The organism is Bacillus sp. JJ1562 (genome assembly GCF_036962705.1).
Taxonomy (GTDB): domain Bacteria; phylum Bacillota; class Bacilli; order Bacillales; family Bacillaceae_L; genus Ferdinandcohnia.
The window spans coordinates 47,320-66,189 of the sequence record NZ_JBALOQ010000015.1; the positions used below are offsets into that span (position 1 = coordinate 47,320).

An 18,870-nucleotide genomic window follows, 5' to 3' on the forward strand; every position below is an offset into this window, starting at 1 on the left:
GTACATATTTTTGTTTCTAAATTACTGAATAAAAGAAAAATAGCTTAGCTTTTTAAAGGGGAGAGCTGTGTTGCAATATGTTGTTACTGGAAATGTAATGATTGATAATGTTTATTTTTCGGATGGAACAGTTAACAAAAATCAGCTTGGTGGTCCATCCGTTTTTGCTTATACAGGAGTAAGTCTTTGGACGGATGATGCATTACTTGTTTGTAATGTAGGTAGAGATTTTTATGATTATTTCGATGACTGGGTAAGGCAGAACGAAATTTGTACTTCGGGTATTGTGATTAAAGCTGATCATTGTAATACTTGTCATCTTGAATATTATGAGGATGGAACATACGGTGATAGAGGATTGATTACAGGAGATCGCTTTTGGGAGAATTTGGGGTCTCTCAAAACCACACCAGAGGACATTGAAAAGTTTACTATGGACGGCAATGTGAAAGGGATTTATATTGCACAAAACTGTGATAGTGTATTTTGGAATAAATTAGGTGAAATGAAACAAAGAGATAAATTCAAAATTATGTGGGAAATAGAAGCACCATTTGCAACAAAGAAATATATGGACAAAATCTTACATGCTTTAACGTTTACGGATATTTTCTCCATTAATCTTCAAGAAGCTCAAAAATTAACCGAAGCAGAATCTGAAGAGAAGATTATTGAACAGTTAAAACAACTTCCCGTGGACATGATTCTTTTTCGAGTAGGGGAAAGAGGCCTATATACTATACATACAGGCGAATCTTATTTTCATCCAAGCGTTAAGGTTGACAAAGTTATAGACCCAACAGGCTGTGGGAATACTTCTACCGGTGCTGCGCTTTATGCATATTGTGAATATCGTGACCCAATTAAGGTCGGTATTATGGCAAATGTAGCTGCAGCTATGAATCTACGTCAATATGGAGTAATCCCAGATACTAAGGTTTTGCGAAGTGACGCTTTGGAACAAGTCGAAAGGCTCTATAAAAATTATTTACACAAAATATAAATGGAGTGAAAAACATGAGAAAACAAGATTTTGCTAACTATCTCAGAAATCAGATTTATAGCTTACCAGATTTGGTTGAACAGCAGGTTGAAAATTGTTTTGGTCCAAGTGTTAGAGATTTAATGTCAATGGCTGAAATCTTTGATGCAAGAAAAATCATCATAACTGGATGCGGTGATTCTTATGCAGCAGCATTGGCGATGAAACCAGTTATTGAGAAATACTGTGATTGCTTTGGCGTAGACGTCATGAGGACGATTGAGTTTACACGTTTTCTTTCAAAAGAAGAAATCGGAATCGGTGAACCGAATAGTCCTATCGTTATTGTGATCAGTGTTGGCGGCTCAACTGCACGTGCATGCGAAGCAATAGAAAAGGCAAATCGCGTTGGTGCTTTTTCAATTTTACTAACGAATAATGAGAAATCAAAGGCTGCTGGAATCGCTAATCGAGTATTTTCCGTAAACACTCCAAAGTTTCCAAATGATAGTCCCGGATTACGTTCCTATTTTGCATCTATTATTGGTTTAATCGCTTTTGCTTCTAGACTTGGTCATGTTCGTGGAACTCTAGGACCAACAGGACCTAGTAGTTGGAAGGAAGCTATAGTAAGTTATGTGAAAAGTTTTGAAACCGTGTTAGATTCAATTGATTCCCAAATGTTCGAATTAGCTGAGACTTGGGCTGATTTTAGAAAGTTTGATTTCATAGGAGATGATGTAGGAAATGCTTCTGCATTATTTGGAGCCGATAAGTTTATCGAATGCTGTGGTTCAATTTGCACAGTAGATGATTCCGAAGATTGGTGCCATATTAATTATTTTCTAAAAGATCCCGAAGACATAGGTACTGTGGTTATGGCTGATAAATATGCTCCAAGTTTTGGAAGAATAGTAGAAACAATCGGTTCTGCCCAAAAAATTGGTCGTCCAGTACTTGTCATTACAAATGCAGAAAAGGAATCATTCATTGAAGGAGTTACTGTTTGCAAATTACCAGATACTCCAGATAGTTTTGAATGGTTACAGCCATTAATGGACTATGTTCCGATTGCTCTCTTGACCGGATATATAGCGAAAATGAATCAATTAGATTATTTTATGGGTTCATCATTAGACCCTGAGGTCCTAACTCTTTCCACAAGTAAAATAGAAATCTTTGAATAGGAGGTATTGATAGTGTTATATAAAAAAACGATAGAAACTGAGTTTAGAACATGTCAGTCAATAACGGATGAAGTCAATGAGATTGTTACTCAAAGTGGAGTTCAAGATGGATTATGTATTGTTTCCTTGCCGCATACAACAGCTGGTCTTGTTATTACCTCATTTTGGGATAAAAGGGGCTTAGATGATTTAATGGATGAAATTGATCGAAACATCCCTACACGGGTTACTTATAAACACCAAGATTCGCCGTACGATGCGTCAGGACATGTAAAATCGACAATTTTTGGCACATCATTAGCGTTAATTGTAAAGGATGGAAAATTAATTTTAGGCTCTTCTCAAGGGCTTGTTTTCGTTGAGTTCGATGGTCCAAGACCTAGGGAATTTTATGTAAAGATGTTATCAACAAGTAAGTAAATATAATCTAGTAATTAGGAGGTAGCTATGAAACTTGAAAAAATAAATATTAATACTACCTATATGGGGATGCACGATATCACGAACGAAATTAACGATATCATCGATAAAAGTGGGGTTAGAACGGGTATATGCCATGTTTCTGTTCTTCATTCAACAGCTGGTCTAGTTATAGCTTCTGGAAAAGAATCTTCATGTAATGTAGATATTATGGATGACATAGAAAGATTAGTCCCAACACGTGTTGATTTTAAACATAGAGAAACAGCATCCGATGCAGGTGGACATGTAAAAACTGCCTTAACCGGTACACAAATTACATTAATTATAGAAAATAACAAATTACTGTTAGGGCCAGAGCAGGCAGTGATTTTCGCAGAGTTTGATGGACCGCGTCCAAGAGCGTGCTTTGTTGGAGTATCCTCTGACGAAAATTGATTGGTATCTTAAAAATACGGAGGTACATGAAAATGAATAAATTAGATTATGATAACCACTTACACCGGCAATGCATGAGCATAATTGACCTTTGTGATTCACAGATTGATGGGGTTTATAGTGGATTAGAAAATATTAGTGAATCAGTTTTGAAACAAGCACGTAACTTAACATTTACCGGTTGCGGTGATTCATATATGGCTTGTATCGCAGCGTTACCAGTTTTTCAAAAGTATACGGGAGCTTTTGCTTCAATAATTAAAGTTGAACGCGCAATTGATGCAACACGTTATATGCCGATAGATCAACAATTCCCCGAAGATACGATGTTAGTAGCTGTTAGTGCTTCTGGCAGTCCTGCTCGCATATTTGAAGCATTAAAAAGGGCTAATAGCCATGGATATATGTCACTTGCAGTTAGTAATAATACAGAATCAAGAGCTGTCCAAGAAGCCCAAAATTCCCTAATTGTTAACACACCAAGTTTCCCAAATGCAAATCCCGGACTACGTAATTATTATGCTTCAGTAGTAGCTCTAATGATGCTAGCTGCAAAAATGGGAGAAGTAAAAGGGATTAGTAAAAAAGGAACATTAGATAGATTAACTGAGGCTATAAAAGAATATACAAAAAGTTACTCGCCAGTCCTTGAATCGATTGATAAGCAAATGTTTGAGTTGGCGAAAACTTGGAAGGATTTTGAAGGATTCAATTTTATTGGGGATGATACTGAACTCGCGACTGCAAGTTTCTGTTCAGCGAAGGTGATTGAAGTTAGTGGCATTATTTCATCGGTCGAAGATTCGGAGAATTGGTGTCATGTTAACACGTTTATTAGGAATCCAGAAAAAATTGGTACTATTATTTTTGCTGATAAACTAGCAAATAATAAATCTAGAATTATTGAAACAATAAAGCAAGCAAAAGGAATGAATCGGCCAATTTTGGTCATTACAAATGGAACCAAGGAAGACTTTGATATCCCAGAGGAAGTGAACGTATGCAGTATACCACAAGCACCTAGCGGGTATGAATTTTTATCACCTGTAATGAACTACCTTCCCGGGGCAATTTTAGCTAGTTATATTTCCCACCTTTTAAAAGAGCCATATTTTCGTGGCGATGGCATTTGGGCGCAAGAAGGTGTTGGAACGATAAAAAATAGTGAAATTGAAATCATTTGAGAAGGGAGGACTACAATATGCTGAAACAAAATGAACTAAATACGAATGAAAAATACCAACTAATTGAAATAACTAATCAAGTAAAAGAAGTAATAACTCAAAGTAATGTTACAAATGGACTCTGTGTGATATTTGTCCCCCATAACGACGCAGGAGTAGTCATTAATTCTGTCGATGACCCTCTAATACAAGAAGATGTAATCGATGACCTAACAAGAATGTTTCCGTCAAGAGATAATTTTCAATTTGAAGGTAGTCTAACCGAGGGTTCAGCTCATTCAAAAAGCTCTATTGTTGGGCCTTCATTAGACGTAATTATTGAAAATGGAGAACTAGTCTTAACTAAATCTCAAGGAATCTTTTTCTCTGAATTTAACGGTCCACAACAAAGGCAGTTCTATGTAAAAGCTTTTGGGAATTAAGGTTAGGATGTAGAAAGGTTTAAATAATTTTATTATTTAAACCTTTTTTATAATAATTCCATAAAAGATTCTTTAGAATCACAGTAAAAAATTATCAATTTACTTTTATATAAGGGGCTACGATGGATTCTAATATTGCTATTTTAACTACACTTTTATCTTCTGCGATGTGGGGCTCATGGTTTTTATCACTCAAATATCTAGGAAGGTACCCTATATCAGGTTTTGTTCTTTGGCTTTATAGTTCATCATTTATCATTGTATGGATCATTGTTCTGCTTTTTACTCCCCTTAATCAAATAATTGGAGAGATAACTGATAAAAATATATCCTTTATTTTTATTATATTGCTTTCAGGAGCGTTAATGGCGGTTGGAATGCACATGCAGTTGATATTTATGAATAAGTCAGGTTTGATTCTAGTAATCTCAATTTCTAGTGCCTTTTCAGCCATTTTTGGCCTAATTATCTCTATTTTGGTTGGCGGTCTACCAGAAACAGTGTCAATAAATTTTGTATTGTTGGCAGCAGTCATCCTTCTAATAGCAAGTTTTATTTGTCAATATTCCGGGGTTTTAAGGGATCGGGATCGGAACGGAAAAGGCGAAAAAGAAAGGGTGGGCTTTAGAAGCTATCTGCTTCTGATATTGAGCAATTTTCTCTTAACGGGATACGTTTATGGATATTCAATAGGAACAAGGACGGAAATGAACCCCGATGGATTGCCGCCATTAATCTGCGTAGCGGTTTTAGTTACTGGTTCATTTATAGGTGCTTTCCTTTCGACTAGTCTAGTAACCACTAGAAATAAGGAATGGAAGGAAGTACTGAACCTTAAAAAAGCACTCCCGATTTTAATGGGTAGTCTCTCTGGAATATGCCATTATGGAGGCAATATTTTAAGTATCTTTACGGCCCCTATCCTAAGCGTACCAGTGACATTTCTACTTGGTCAAACATCTCATATGTGGACTTACTTATGGGGGATTATTTTTAAAGAGTATAATGGTACAAAAATATCTACTAAATTAACATTGGGTGCAGGTATCTTCGTTTATGTTATAGGTATCTTCCTTTTATCATTCGGATTGTATGATTAATAGAATTCTCCAGAATGACAGACCATGAAGCGCCGTATTTGCTACGAGAGTAGTTGCGGTTGTTGTTACTCGTGAGGGAGCTCAATCATCCATTCCAACATTGGATGAACTTGAAAGTCATTTAACGAATGCTTAAGTCAATATCATACTAAGGGTGGTGTCATATTGGAAAATGTAAAACGGATTATTTTAGATGTAGATACGGGTATAGATGACGCACTTGCGATTATTTATGCCATTAAATCAAAAAATATTGTAATAGAAGGCATAACCACAGGCTTTGGAAATGTTTCAGTAGAGCAGGCAACAGTGAATACCTTAAAAATGATTGATTTAGCTGGTCCTGCATATGATATTCCAGTTGCAATGGGAGCCGGTAAACCACTTGTAAGGGAAATGCGAGCCCCTTCAGTTGCTATTCATGGAAGTGATGGTCTAGGTGGGTACGATCTGCCTGAAACAAAAAGAACACCTATTGAAGAAAGTGCTCCAAATTTTATAATTCGTAAAATAAATGAAAGTATCAATAAACTAACGCTCGTTTTTACTGGCAGACTTACAAACTTAGCGATTGCCTTAGCAAAGGATCCTTCAATTGCATCAAAAGTTGAGAGACTCGTTTTAATGGGTGGGGCTTTAAAAGTACCTGGGAATATTACTGAGGTAGCTGAAGCAAATATACATGGTGATCCAGAAGCAGCTCATCGTGTCTTCGAATCGGGTATTCCGATTACAATGGTTGGGTTGGACGTCACATCTAATACCAAATTTGGAGAAGCCGAATTCGATTTACTTATGGAGAAGCTGACGGATAAACAGCAAGCACTTAAAGACTTCTTTTATCATGTATTTAAATTTAGCTTTGAAGCAAGTAATCGTTTAAATGAAGGGAAGTTTCGCCTTATGCATGACCCACTTGCTGTAGGTGTAGCGGAAGACTCTAGTATTGTAGCAACCGAAGATTACTATATTTATATTGAAACTAAAGGGACATTGTCAATGGGAGCAACATTAGCAGATTTGAGGTTACCCCAAACAAAAACAAACGCTTCTGTCTGTATGAAAGTAAATGATCAATTATTTCTGAATCGCTATATTGATACAATTGCATCAAATGAACGATAAGGATGGGAGTGTCAGCATGGAAAAGATAATACTGGATGTCGATACTGGAATTGATGATACATTAGCTTTAGTATACGCTGTACGTTCTCCTCAAACGAATGTATTGGGGATTACAACATGCTTTGGGAATGTTTCAGTTGAAAATGCAACGGAAAATACATTACATGTCCTGGAGCTTCTTGATGCAAACATACCTGTAGCTGCAGGGGCGGGCGCACCAATTTTTCATTCAATGATAAAACAATATTCAACCCATTTTCATGGGGAAAATGGATTAGCGAATGTAGATTATACAAAACCAACACAAACCCCCTTATCCATTCATGCAACCGAATTTATCATTGAACAGATTAAGAAGCATCCACATGAAGTGACTTTGATTTGTGTGGGATCACTTACAAATCTTGCATTAGTCATACTCCAAGAACCCGAAATTGTTTCATTAATTAAAAAGGTTGTCATTATGGGAGGTGCAGTGACTGTACAAGGAAACAACCAAATGCATGCAGAGGCTAATATTTATGCTGATCCCGAGGCGGCGGATATTGTGTTCAAGTCAGGAGCACCAATAACGTTAGTGGGGCTGGATGTTACGATGAAAACAAAGTTGACACGTCAAGAAGTAAAAAAGTGGGAAGAAATCGATTCCCCTTTGAGCAAGCTTTTATCCCAGATTACAAACTTATATATCGACAGCTATGTTAAATACCAAGGATATAATCATTATTGCAATTTACATGATCCATTAGCGGTAGCTGTTGCACTAGACCCAAGTTTAGTTGAAGTAAAACCGATGTTCGTCCAGGTTGATCTTGAAGGTCATTATTCCTATGGTCGAACCGTTCCAGACTTGCGATCTCGATCTACAAAGGAACCGAACATGAATGTCTGCATTGGTGTAGATGAATCGAGGTTTAAGAATCATTTTTTACACACAATCTTTTAGAAAAGATTTCGTTAGAGATGCAATAGGGGGAGAAGGCATGGAAAAGAAAGTAGTTGTGATTACAGGTGCTGGAAGTGGACTAGGGGCCTCACTGGCAAAAAAATATTCTAATCAAGGTGCACATGTTTGTTTAATTGGTCGTAACCAAGAAAAATTAGAGCGTACCGCTAGCTTTTTACAAAATGAATATTCGATTTACCAGCTTGATGTTACGGTAAAGAGGGATGTGGAAGAAGTCTTTCAGGCTATATATAAGGAAGTAGGGTTAATAGACTTATTGATTAATAATGCTGGCTTGGGGATATTCGATTTAGCTGAGCGACTCGATGAGAAATCCGTTCATGACATGATTGATATAAACTTAAAAGGAACCATATTTTGTTCACAAGAAGTGCTACCACAGATGAAGGCAATTAATAAAGGCATTATCGCAAATATTGTATCTACTGCTGGACTAGAAGGAAAAGTAAATGAGTCCGTATACTGTGCCAGCAAATTTGGTGTCCGGGGCTTTACAGAAAGTTTGTTTGTTGAGCTACAAGATACTTCTGTGCAGATTTATGCAGCTTATATGGGTGGAATGAAGACGGAATTTTGGGATGGTATCTATAAAGAAGAGGAAATGAATCATATGATGGAAGCAGATGATATAGCAGATATCATAATTGACAACCTAAAACCTCGAAAGAATTTGAGCGTACCGCAGGTTGTAATTAAAAACAAACTTTGAAAACACGGGGACAGGTACAATGTCCCCTATTATTTTCCACCGAGAACATGGTTACTATTTTTTAGCTAATCTTTGCTTTTGTGACAAAGAAATTATCCAATCTAAGCCCTTTGCCAATATGCAAGTCTTCCGCCAAGAAAAAGTTTTACATAATATTAATTTTCTTTTAGAGGTATCTGTAATTACGGGTATCTCCATTTAATTTTGACGATTATTCGAACACTGGGACGGTTCTTGTGTTTCCGGGATTCGGTGCCTGCCCCCTCTATGATAAAGATTTACAATGTTAAAACGACCGTTAATGCCCCCACAATACTTGCAACTCTTTAATATTTAAATTCACTGCAAATAAAAAAGCATTCCTAAGAGTGCATCAGTTAAAGAAGGGACAACATACCTCTATTATTACGGTGGAAAGATAGAACGATCTTTTTGAAAAATAAAGAGGGAGAAGAGAAGTCAATTAATGATGATTTCTCTTCTCTCATTTTTTTACATTTATTTCCGGAAGGGTGGAAGATAAGTCCTATAGGTATACCCTCATTGAGTGACAAAAGTACCGAATAGTACAAATTATCAGGAGGTTCATTGAAATACTGGTATTTCGCAGGTATACTATGATTAGGTTTGGGTATTATCAGACTATTCAAACTTATTTTTGTGGCGAATGAAAGGAGAGGGGGAGCTAAAAAATGAAATTTTTAAAAGTAAAAAAAGTGATGACCATCGCTTTAGCCGCGACCATGTTTTTTACGCCTTTCGGGATTGCGCCTGTGATGGCACAAGATGTGTCCGCTTCGGAAACATCAAGTGAAATCGCGGTCAACGAAGCGGGTATCTGGTTCGAAACTGCGTTTGCCGTCTGGACGGGTGACATCAATGCCAAATACGAAGTTTATGTGAAAGGGGACAACGTTATCGACTGGCGTGACGGTAGCCCGATACCCGACTTCCTGACAGACTGGACATTAGTCAATGATGAGGCTAATGCGCCATTGGTGCGTGTGGTCGACCCGGCAAGAAATACATGGCGCGCCGATATCCCGGGGCTTCCGGAAGGTGCTTACGAGATTCAAGTGAGATTTGATGGAAAAGTTATACATAGATTCTCGAACTTGCAGACAGAAGCCTTCCCGCGTAATGGTGCGGCGTTTGTTCCATCAAATGAAAATCCATACGAAGGGAACCATGATTTTGCTTTAGATGGCGCTATCGGCGGCTATTTACCTGATGGTCGTGTAAATCCGGCCGCGAAGATTGTTTACATCACGCCTGAAACCGCTACGCAATATGCAAACAGCTTGTTTAACGATAGCAGCCGTGGATCGATTGCCAATCAAAAACAGCCGCTGATTGTCCGCTTTGTCGGGACCATTACCGGACGCGGCGCTTCGATTGGAGCAGGCAACGGGAATGTCACCATCGAAGGGATTGGGCCGGATGCGACTCTTTCTCACGGTCCGACCTTGATTGGGACAGGCGGTGCCCACAATGTCGTCATCCAGAACATGAATTTCGATTATTGGACCGGTGATGCCGTTGAGATTCATGGTGGAGGCACAAACCAAAGAGCTTCAAACATTTGGGTACATAACAACACCTTCGGCTATGGTCAAAACCTGCACTTGGCCAATGCCGCTGACCCAGATCAGGCAAAAGGTGATGGCGCGTTGGACATCGTTAACCACGCACGGAATTACACTGTCGCTTACAACCACTTCGCTGGCAGCAGTAAAGTCATGCTGATTGGCGGCGGTGCGGGATCGATCAGCGAACACTATGGAACGATCCATCACAACTGGTTTCAAGGAACAGAAGAACGGACCCCACGGGTACGTAATGGACGTGTCCATGTTTACAACAACTTATTCGAAGATGTCCAAGGGCATCCTTACCATGATACTTTATTGGAAAGAAATACTGGTTACGGAATCGGAGCCGCACACAACGCTACCATTTGGGCGGAAGGGAATATTTTTGACAATGTCAACTTCCCGTTCTTAAGAAGCCGCCAAGGTCATGCCCGCGGATCTCAAGACAATGGGTTTGGAATTGACTTGCCAAACAATTCTCCGAATGCCGGATTTAACCACTTCTTCGGTGACGCACCTGGATACATCGTCGCGCGGGAGGCAGTCTTTGAAGGGGACTTCCCTGAAACAATGGAAGGCTTCAGATTGGGATCCGATGTGAAATCTGGCATGACCCAAGCTGATTTGGATGCCCTAAGGGCGGATGCTTCACAACTAGAGCCAAACGTTTTAGATGCGGCCTCGTCAAAGAATTTCAATGTGAAAGAAGACATTGGGATTGTTGTTGCTTCCGATTCGACTACTCAGAATCCGAACATGACCACAAGCCCGGCTTCGCAATTGGATTGGGCGTTCCGTCCGAGCCGTCAAGGCGTATGGCCGACGGGGACAGCAGATTTTGCAACTGCTTTGAGGACAGAAATCCAAACAAATTCTGGTTCCCAGTCCGATATCGCGCCTGTTTCTGCTCCGGCTGCGCCTGAAATCACTGACGTCCGGATCAATGAGGAAGTCCGTTCCGCATTTGGTACGGCTCATATTCCGGCCCCTGGTAAGATTATTGTTCACGAAGGTACTTTCACGATCGATTGGGCCAACAACGACGTGTTGACCGAAAACTATGAACTCCAGTTGAACACAAATAAAGGCGGGTGGGTCACCTTAGCAGAAATCGCTCACAATACACGGGCGAAAAGTTTTATCACTCATGATATCGATCAATTCGCCAACTTGAATGGCATTTTTGCTAAAGCGGAAAACGGCGGTATGTATCAATTCAGAATCCGCGCATTGAACGCTGCTGGTGCCAGTGAGTGGTCTGATGTGGTTGTCGTGGATACTGTTGAAACGGCGGTAGCTTCTGCTGTAGTCAACAAGTTGAGAGGAAATCAAAATGAATTGGCCATCACTATCGATGAAGTCTATGCAGACGGTACCGGAAGCGGGACATTGACTGAGACCATCCTCATTAAAAACAATGCTGAGGGAATTTACCGAGTGGGACGTTACGATGTATTCGTCAACACGAAAGGCAATACTAAGGTCCTTGAAATCTATATCGTCGAATAGCAGGGGTAACAGGGGACGGTTCTACCGTTCCCCTGTTTTTTTTTCAACAGAACGAAAATAGAACCAAATTTATTATATAGAACACCAATAGCCCGATTAGTAGCAATCTGTACTAATCGGGTTATTTTTGCGAATGTCAATTTCAAACAAGCGTCTGTATCTTTCTACTATAATAGCACACTTTCTTGGTGGGGCCGAAGGGCAGGTACATCGTCTCAGGGAAAATCCGGTGGGACAAAGAACCTGTCCCTCTGTCCTGTTAGTTAAATTAGACACCAAAAAATTAAGTGGTATTTAATTTTTTTATTGACGTTTAAACGGTTATGATGTAAATTCAAATAAACATCTATTTTGAAAAGTCAGATATTTATTAAGATTTAATATTACAATAAAGAAAAGGTGATGATGATGAGAACAGCTGATGCTATTGTACGTTTACTTATTGAAAATGAAGTGGAAGTAGTATTTGGGGTTCCAGGTGATACAAGTATGCCATTTCATAATGCATTTGAGAAATATAAAAATCAAATAAAATATGTTTCTTGTCGCGATGAGCGTCATGCTACTTATATGGCAGATACGTACGCACGTATAACAGGAAAACCAGGTGTTGCAGATGTGCCAAGTGGTGGAGGCCTACTTTACGCAGTGCCAGGACTTAGTGAAGCAACTGCTTCGTCTGTTCCAATCATTGTATTTTCTTCTGATATTACATTAAGTAGTGAAGGAACCGGGGCATTGACAGAGTTAAAACAAGTTGAGTTAACGAGTGCAATTACAAAGTGGAGTACTCGAATTACTCTTTCATCTAAAGTGCCTGAAATTATTCGCAAAGCTTTTCGAGTTGCTATGTCAGGACGTCCTGGGGCTGTTCACATTTCTGTCCCAGAAGATATTCATGAACACGATTTTGATTTTCAAGAGGAGGATTTTCATCCTTTAATGCAGAAGAAGTTTAAATCAGGACCTATTAATGAGGATATAGAAGAAGCTGTAAAACTATTTTCTGTTTCGAAGCGTCCAGTTATTTTGGCTGGCGGGGGGGTTCATTTGTCAAGTGCATATCAAGAGCTTGCAAAGCTTTCAGAATGGTTTTCAATTCCAGTTGTCACTACAATTAATGGGAAAGGCTCTGTTAATGAAGAATCTCATCTCTCAATTGGGGTAATTGGGGTAAATGGGGGAACTGAAGAGACAAATAGCGTTTTGAAGGAATCTGATTTTGTTCTAATTTTAGGATCTAAGTTAAACAATGTAACGACGGTAGCAAAAAGTTTATTTAAGCATGGTCCAACTGTTGTTCAGGTAGATATTACGGAAGAGAACCTAGACTTAAATATTCGAACAGATTTGGCGATTCAAAGCGATATCCAAGCATTTCTCGCTCAATTCATCCAGAAAATTCAGGAAATAAAGGGCGATTTATGTATTCCGAATATCGAATGGAGCGAAACCGTGCAAGTAGTCCGTCAAGCCACTACTAAACGTATTGAAGCAGAGGTTTCAGAAGAGACAGAGCACGTCAATCCAGCACGCATCATTCATTGGTTAGATGAAAATGCACCAAAAGACTCTTTATTTGTTGTCGATGCAGGCACACAGAATCCTTATATGGCTGCCAACTTTAAGATCAAAAAGGCTGGCAAACAAATTGTTTTTGATAGAGGACATGGGAACTTAGGTTATGCCTTGGGGGCTTCCATTGGTGCGAGTTTTGCTCAGCCAAATTCTAAAGTATTCACACTATTTGGTGATGGAAGCTTTGCGATGTCAGTAGGGGAACTTGAAACAGCAGTAAGACAGAACTTACCGATAGTTTTTATTCTCCTTCAAAATAATAGTTATGGGTGGATTAAAAAGCTACACCAACTTTATTACAATGAACAGTACATTGCGGTTGACTTTACTGAGATTGATGGAGCAAAAATTGCGGAAGGCTTTGGGGTTAAATCACGTAAAGTTGAAACGAATGAACAGTTAGAGGAAGCTTTCGAATGGGCGGTCGCACAGCAATCTCCGGTGTTCTTGGATATTTCAATCGAACGCATCACCGATATCGTCCCACCAGTTACTAACTGGCGTACAGACAGTAAAATAAATCCAAAAGATCGAGTCGTTCTCACATATTAATGAGTACTTCCTAGAATAATGTTGAATCAATCTTTTATTCTAGGAAGCTTTACTTGGCGAAATAACTGAACATTGTGTAAATGGAAAGGGGTTACAATAATGAGGTTAGCTTATGGTGGCCATGTAACATTTGGACAAAACCTAGGTATTTTAATGCTAGATACAAAGTTTCCTAGACCAATTGGAGATATGGGAAATGCCCAAACTTGGTCTTATCCAGTACGATATAAGGTTGTAAAAACTGCTTCTGTGGATCGAGTTGTCAAAAAAGGAGATAAGTCGTTGATTCCACTTTTTATCGAGGCGGCAAAAGAGCTTGAAGCGGATGGGGTGAAGATGCTTACGACGAATTGTGGATTCTTAAGCTTGTTCCAACAAGAAATTCAAGCTGAGGTTAATATACCATTCTATTCATCTAATTTGATGCAAATTCCACTCGTCTATTCAATTATCGGTCAAAAAGGAAATATTGGTGTCCTAACCGCAAGTAAAGCCACTTTGACAGAAGAGCATTTTGAAGCAATTGGGGTCCGTGATATTCCGATGGTCATCGAAGGAATGGATGATATGGATGAATTCACAAAAACAATCATCAATGGAGAGGAAGTCATGGATCTAGACAAGATGAGTGAAGAAGTTGTCAATCGAGCTAAATTGCTTGTGACAAACCATGATGATGTCCGCGCAATTGTCTTAGAATGTACGAATCTAACACCTTATAAAAAAGAGATTCAAGAAGCAACTGGATTGCCAGTGTTTGATATTGTTTCCATGCTGAATCATGTACATAATTGTTTAGCGTAATTCGTCAGCGCTACAAAGAAGGGAGAGTTTCTATGAAACAGGATGTTCTTGTTGTTGGTGGTGGGATCATAGGTGCAGCGATTACTTACTATCTAGCAAAACAAGGTATTCGCGTAACACTAGTTGAAGGGACTGACATTGCGGCAGGGACATCTAGTTCTTGTGATCAAGCTGTGCTCCTTCAAACAAAGAAACCTGGTCCATTGCTTGAGCTTGCCATTCAAAGCAATGCTCTTTATAAAAACTTAGAAAAAGAATTAGGAGAATCCATTGAATATCGTCAGGGTGGCGGCATGATATTGATGGAAAATGAGCAGCACAAAACAATGCTCGAGGAGCTCGTGAAAAAACAGAAGCAGGTTGGTTTGCAAGTAGATATTGTGTCTCGTGAAGAAATCATGAAAAGACAATCAGGGCTTGCCCCTCATATTATCGGTTCGACTTGGAGCGATGAAGATGCCAAGGTGAACTCATTAAAAACGTCACTCGCTTTTGTACGTGCAGCAAAACGGCTCCATGCGAATGTACTACTCCGGAAGCAAGTCCAACGCTTACTTTTGGAAAATAACCGAGTTGCCGGTGTCGATTTAGGTAGCGAAAAACTTTATGCGGATTCTGTTATCGTAGCAGCAGGTATTTGGACACCACAAATTCTGGACTCTCTAGAGGTTCATGTGCCAATCGTGCCAAGAAGAGGGCAAATTTTAGTGACGGAAAAACTACCGCCACTTTTTAAATCCAATATATTGAGTGGAGCCTATATTGCAGCGAAAAGTGGATCTGGGGGACAGGATTCGAATCCTTATGGAGTAGGACTCGTCATGGGTCAGACACTGAGCGGGAATGTCCTAATTGGTGGTTCACGTGAGTTCGTGGGATTTGATGTTTCAACCACCCCAGAGGTTATACGAATGATTGGAGCTGCAGCAGTAAAAGTCTTCCCATTACTAAAGGATGTACGGATTATTCGAACATTTGCAGGCTTACGTCCATATACACCGGATAGCCTCCCGATTATGAGTGATGTGCCAGAATATCCTGGTCTTTATATTTGTGCGGGACATGAAGGGGACGGAATCGCACTTGCTCCAATATCAGGTAAAATCATGTCTGAATTGTTCACGAATGTACCGCCAAGTATAGATGTAGCTTCCTTCTCACTAGAAAGGTTTAAAGGAGTCGTAGCACATGGTTAGACGAATTAAAGCAAAGAATGAGATTCCAACTGTTTCCTTTACTTTTAATCATCTTACCCTCCAAGGGAAAGCGGGGGAACCCATTGTAGCGGCGTTAATGGCAAATGGAATCAAAAGTGTTCGTCGCTGTACCACCACAGGTGAAGCGCGCGGTCTATACTGCGGAATTGGTCATTGCTATGAGTGTAGGGCAGAGGTGAATGGTGTGAACAATGTTCGTACCTGTCTTACACCATTACAAGCAAATATGGAGATTCAAACAAATTTGGAACCTGAGAAAGGAGAGATTCTACGGTGAATGCAGATGTTGTCATTATTGGAGCAGGACCAGCTGGGTTGTGTGCGGCTGTAGAAATCGCCAAATCAGGTGCAAGTGTTGTTGTTTTAGATGAGTATTATCGTCCAGGAGGTCGATTGTTAGGTCAACATTATGAGGACCCAACTCTTAAGGGGCCAGATAAGCTATGGGATGGACAAAGAATTGCTCAACAAATCATAGAAGAGGCGCTGAGCTTAGGTGTCAAGATTTTCTGCGGGGTTACAGTATGGTCAATTGAAGGAAATTGGGAGATCAAAGTAAGCGGCGGAGATGTCACAAGTATTCATTCTCACGCACTCCTTGTTGCAACAGGCGCAGCAGAACATGCACTTCCTTGTTCTGGATGGACATTACCTGGCGTTTACAGTATAGGTGCAGCACAAACCTTTACAAATGTGCATCAAATTGCAATTGGACAACGTGTCTTTGTCATTGGCACAGATCCTCTTTCTTTATCTGTAGTCTTAGAAATGCGTAAAGCTGGAATTGATGTGGTGGGTGTCGCACTTCCTCCTCAATCCCCAGTTATTGATGAAACACTATCCTCTCCGATTGAAAACGTGAAACGATTAACAGCGGTTGCCCATTTAGCTCCAAATCCGATGCTACAAAAGCTTGGCCAATTCGTTTCTGGAAGGTTTAGCAAAATGGCAACACATGCACTTAGAATGGATGTCTTAAAAATAGAGGGAATCCCAATCTACTTGAGGAAATCACTTGCCAGTATAAATGGTGAGAACGAGGTCGAATCTGTGACCTTACAACATGTAGACGTAAATGGAAATCCGAGTGGAAAGACAATGGACCTTGCTGTAGACGCAGTCTGTCTCTCGGCTGGATTATATCCACTTATTGATCTTTTACAAGCAGTAGGCTGTCCACTCATCGATATTAAAGAACTTGGTGGCCTAGTTCCATTACACGATATAGACATGTCGACACCGGTTCCTGGTTTATTTGTTGCAGGAAATATTACAGGTATTGAAGGTGCGAAAGTAGCAATGACACAAGGTAAAATGGCAGGTATGTCAATACTAGCTTATCTCAATAAACCGTCTAAACAATCGAAGGCTGAAGGGACAAATCAAATCTTACAAGCACGTAATCTATCTCCTATTAAATTTATTCCAGAAATTGAAGAAGGAAGGAAGAAAATGGAGCAAGCATGGATCAATTTTCAACAAAAGGAAGAGGTGGTTTCATGACGAAGGATTTTATAGTTTGTCGTTGTGAAGGAGTCTATTTGTCTGAAATTGAACGTGCAATAGAGGAAGGAGCTGCCTCCATTCCTGGTCTGAAAATTAGGACACGATCAGGTATGGGAATGTGTCAAGGGAGAGTATGTCAAAGTAGTTTACGATGTATCTTGCAAAATAAACAGCAAGAAAGTGATCAACCCATTGTGTTGCAAAATGCCAAGTTTCCAGTAAGACCTGTATCATTGGAGGATCTAACAAAGTAATAAGAGTGGTTTGTAGATAACCAATTATTCATTTAAAGGGGGAAATTATATGGGTTTTTTAAAAAGGATTGGACTTGTTAACCAAATTTTTATTGCCTTTATTCTTGCGTTAATTGTAGGGGTTATATTTGGACCTCAAGCTGAAATCGTCAAGCCATTGGGTACATTATTTATACGCCTAATTATGTTTATCATTGCACCTCTTGTTTTAAGCACACTTATTGTTGGAATGGCCAGTACAGGGAGCATTAGCCAACTAGGTCGTATGGGCTTTAAAACGATAGCGTACTACCTTATCACAACAGGAATTGCTGTTGTGATTGGAATACTTCTTGCTTTTGGGTTCAATCCAGGTAAAGGAGTAGGTACGATTGAACCGACTGGAACTGTTCCGGAGAATCCGGGTTCAATGAACTTTCTCGAAGTGTTAATTAATATTGTTCCACAAAATTCTATAACAGCTATGGCAGAAAATAATATGCTTCAAATTATTTTCCTTGCAGTATTATTAGGTATAGGTATTACAATCGTAGGAAAAAAAGCCGAACCTGTTTATAACTTTTTTGATGGACTTGCAGAAATAATGATGAAAATAACTTCCATAATTATGAAAACGGTTCCAATTGGGGTGTTCGGTCTTTTAGCTCCAATTATTGGATCACATGGAATAGATGTGATGATTCCGTTATTTAAGCTTTTATTCACTGTCGCACTCGGTTGTCTTATTCAATATTTTATTGTCTATAGTATTGCGGTAAAAACATTAGGAAAAATGAGTCCGATGGAGTTTTTTAGAGGGGTTATGCCAGCAACTTTGATGGCATTCGGAACACAAAGTAGTAATGGTACTTTACCTTTAACGATGAAACGTTCACAGGAGAATTTAGGTATCTCGAATCGCGTAGCTAGCTTTGTTTTACCATTAGGAGCGACAGTTAGTATGGACGGCCAGGCAATTTATATTTCAGTATGTGCCATTTTTACTGCACAAATGTTTGGTATCGAGTTAGGTCTACAACAAATCCTATTGATTGCTCTTATTTCGACAATTGGTTCTCTCGGAACAGCCGGAGTCCCTGGAGCTGGAATCATCATGCTTACTGTTGCTTTAACAACTGTTAATTTACCACTTGAAGCAATTGCAATTATTGCTGGAGTTGACCGATTTATGAATATGTTCACCACATCTTGCAATGTTACAGGAGATATCGCATGTGCCGTATATATTGAAGAGTCAGAAAAGAAGAGGTTAATAAGCGAAGGAATTTCCTCCGGAACCATGGATGAAGTTGTTCTATAATCAGTTAAAATCCCCTATCTTTTT

18 protein-coding genes are annotated in these 18,870 nt (G+C 39.4%); all 18 read left to right on the top strand.

Translation table 11 applies throughout. The features are described 5' to 3' along the window. The first annotated feature begins 67 nt into the window (after nucleotides 1–67). Complete coding sequence (locus tag V7097_RS09540; protein ID WP_335703372.1) at nucleotides 68–1,003, top strand: carbohydrate kinase family protein; 936 nt, start codon at nucleotides 68–70, stop codon at nucleotides 1,001–1,003. A gap of 14 nt (nucleotides 1,004–1,017) precedes the next feature. After that, nucleotides 1,018–2,169 (top strand): hypothetical protein, encoded by a 1,152-nt coding sequence (locus tag V7097_RS09545; RefSeq protein ID WP_335703373.1) that lies wholly within the window; start codon nucleotides 1,018–1,020, stop codon nucleotides 2,167–2,169. Between the two features lie 12 nt (nucleotides 2,170–2,181). Next, nucleotides 2,182–2,589 carry a secondary thiamine-phosphate synthase enzyme YjbQ gene (locus V7097_RS09550; RefSeq protein ID WP_335703374.1) on the top strand — a complete coding sequence of 136 codons (408 nt, stop codon included), beginning with the start codon at nucleotides 2,182–2,184 and terminating at the stop codon, nucleotides 2,587–2,589. 27 nt (nucleotides 2,590–2,616) lie between these two features. Then, complete coding sequence (locus V7097_RS09555) at nucleotides 2,617–3,027, top strand: secondary thiamine-phosphate synthase enzyme YjbQ (RefSeq protein ID WP_335703375.1); 411 nt, start codon at nucleotides 2,617–2,619, stop codon at nucleotides 3,025–3,027. A 32-nt stretch (nucleotides 3,028–3,059) separates the two neighbouring features. Continuing rightward, complete coding sequence (locus tag V7097_RS09560; RefSeq protein ID WP_335703376.1) at nucleotides 3,060–4,211, top strand: SIS domain-containing protein; 1,152 nt, start codon at nucleotides 3,060–3,062, stop codon at nucleotides 4,209–4,211. 17 nt (nucleotides 4,212–4,228) lie between these two features. Beyond that, nucleotides 4,229–4,633 carry a secondary thiamine-phosphate synthase enzyme YjbQ gene (locus V7097_RS09565; RefSeq protein WP_335703377.1) on the top strand — a complete coding sequence of 135 codons (405 nt, stop codon included), beginning with the start codon at nucleotides 4,229–4,231 and terminating at the stop codon, nucleotides 4,631–4,633. A gap of 122 nt (nucleotides 4,634–4,755) precedes the next feature. Next, complete coding sequence (locus V7097_RS09570; protein WP_335703378.1) at nucleotides 4,756–5,733, top strand: hypothetical protein; 978 nt, start codon at nucleotides 4,756–4,758, stop codon at nucleotides 5,731–5,733. Nucleotides 5,734–5,898: 165 nt separating this feature from the next. Beyond that, nucleotides 5,899–6,858 carry a nucleoside hydrolase gene (locus V7097_RS09575; protein WP_335703379.1) on the top strand — a complete coding sequence of 320 codons (960 nt, stop codon included), beginning with the start codon at nucleotides 5,899–5,901 and terminating at the stop codon, nucleotides 6,856–6,858. 16 nt (nucleotides 6,859–6,874) lie between these two features. After that, on the top strand, nucleotides 6,875–7,804 hold the full coding sequence (locus V7097_RS09580) for a nucleoside hydrolase (protein ID WP_335703380.1): 930 nt from the start codon (nucleotides 6,875–6,877) through the stop codon (nucleotides 7,802–7,804). Between the two features lie 37 nt (nucleotides 7,805–7,841). Then, a complete protein-coding gene (locus V7097_RS09585) occupies nucleotides 7,842–8,534 on the top strand; it encodes an SDR family oxidoreductase (protein ID WP_335703381.1) in 693 nt (230 codons plus the stop codon). Between the two features lie 692 nt (nucleotides 8,535–9,226). After that, nucleotides 9,227–11,635 (top strand): pectate lyase family protein, encoded by a 2,409-nt coding sequence (locus tag V7097_RS09590; protein WP_335703382.1) that lies wholly within the window; start codon nucleotides 9,227–9,229, stop codon nucleotides 11,633–11,635. A gap of 408 nt (nucleotides 11,636–12,043) precedes the next feature. Then, nucleotides 12,044–13,765: a thiamine pyrophosphate-binding protein gene (locus V7097_RS09595; RefSeq protein WP_335703383.1), complete on the top strand. Its 1,722-nt coding sequence runs from the start codon at nucleotides 12,044–12,046 to the stop codon at nucleotides 13,763–13,765. 99 nt (nucleotides 13,766–13,864) lie between these two features. After that, the gene (locus V7097_RS09600; RefSeq protein WP_335703384.1) at nucleotides 13,865–14,569 is read left to right on the top strand and encodes an aspartate/glutamate racemase family protein; all 705 of its coding nucleotides are present in this window, start codon (nucleotides 13,865–13,867) and stop codon (nucleotides 14,567–14,569) included. 32 nt (nucleotides 14,570–14,601) lie between these two features. After that, nucleotides 14,602–15,765, top strand: coding sequence for an NAD(P)/FAD-dependent oxidoreductase (locus V7097_RS09605; protein ID WP_335703385.1), 1,164 nt, complete (start codon nucleotides 14,602–14,604; stop codon nucleotides 15,763–15,765). Beyond that, nucleotides 15,758–16,063, top strand: coding sequence for a (2Fe-2S)-binding protein (locus tag V7097_RS09610; protein ID WP_335703386.1), 306 nt, complete (start codon nucleotides 15,758–15,760; stop codon nucleotides 16,061–16,063). The genes V7097_RS09605 and V7097_RS09610 overlap by 8 nt, the downstream gene beginning before the upstream one ends. Further along, complete coding sequence (locus V7097_RS09615; RefSeq protein WP_335703387.1) at nucleotides 16,060–17,289, top strand: NAD(P)/FAD-dependent oxidoreductase; 1,230 nt, start codon at nucleotides 16,060–16,062, stop codon at nucleotides 17,287–17,289. The genes V7097_RS09610 and V7097_RS09615 overlap by 4 nt, the downstream gene beginning before the upstream one ends. Then, nucleotides 17,286–17,546, top strand: coding sequence for a (2Fe-2S)-binding protein (locus V7097_RS09620; protein ID WP_335703388.1), 261 nt, complete (start codon nucleotides 17,286–17,288; stop codon nucleotides 17,544–17,546). Before V7097_RS09615 ends, V7097_RS09620 begins: the two co-directional genes overlap by 4 nt. Nucleotides 17,547–17,595: 49 nt before the next feature. Continuing rightward, a complete protein-coding gene (locus tag V7097_RS09625) occupies nucleotides 17,596–18,846 on the top strand; it encodes a dicarboxylate/amino acid:cation symporter (protein ID WP_335703389.1) in 1,251 nt (416 codons plus the stop codon). The last annotated feature ends 24 nt before the right edge of the window (nucleotides 18,847–18,870 follow it).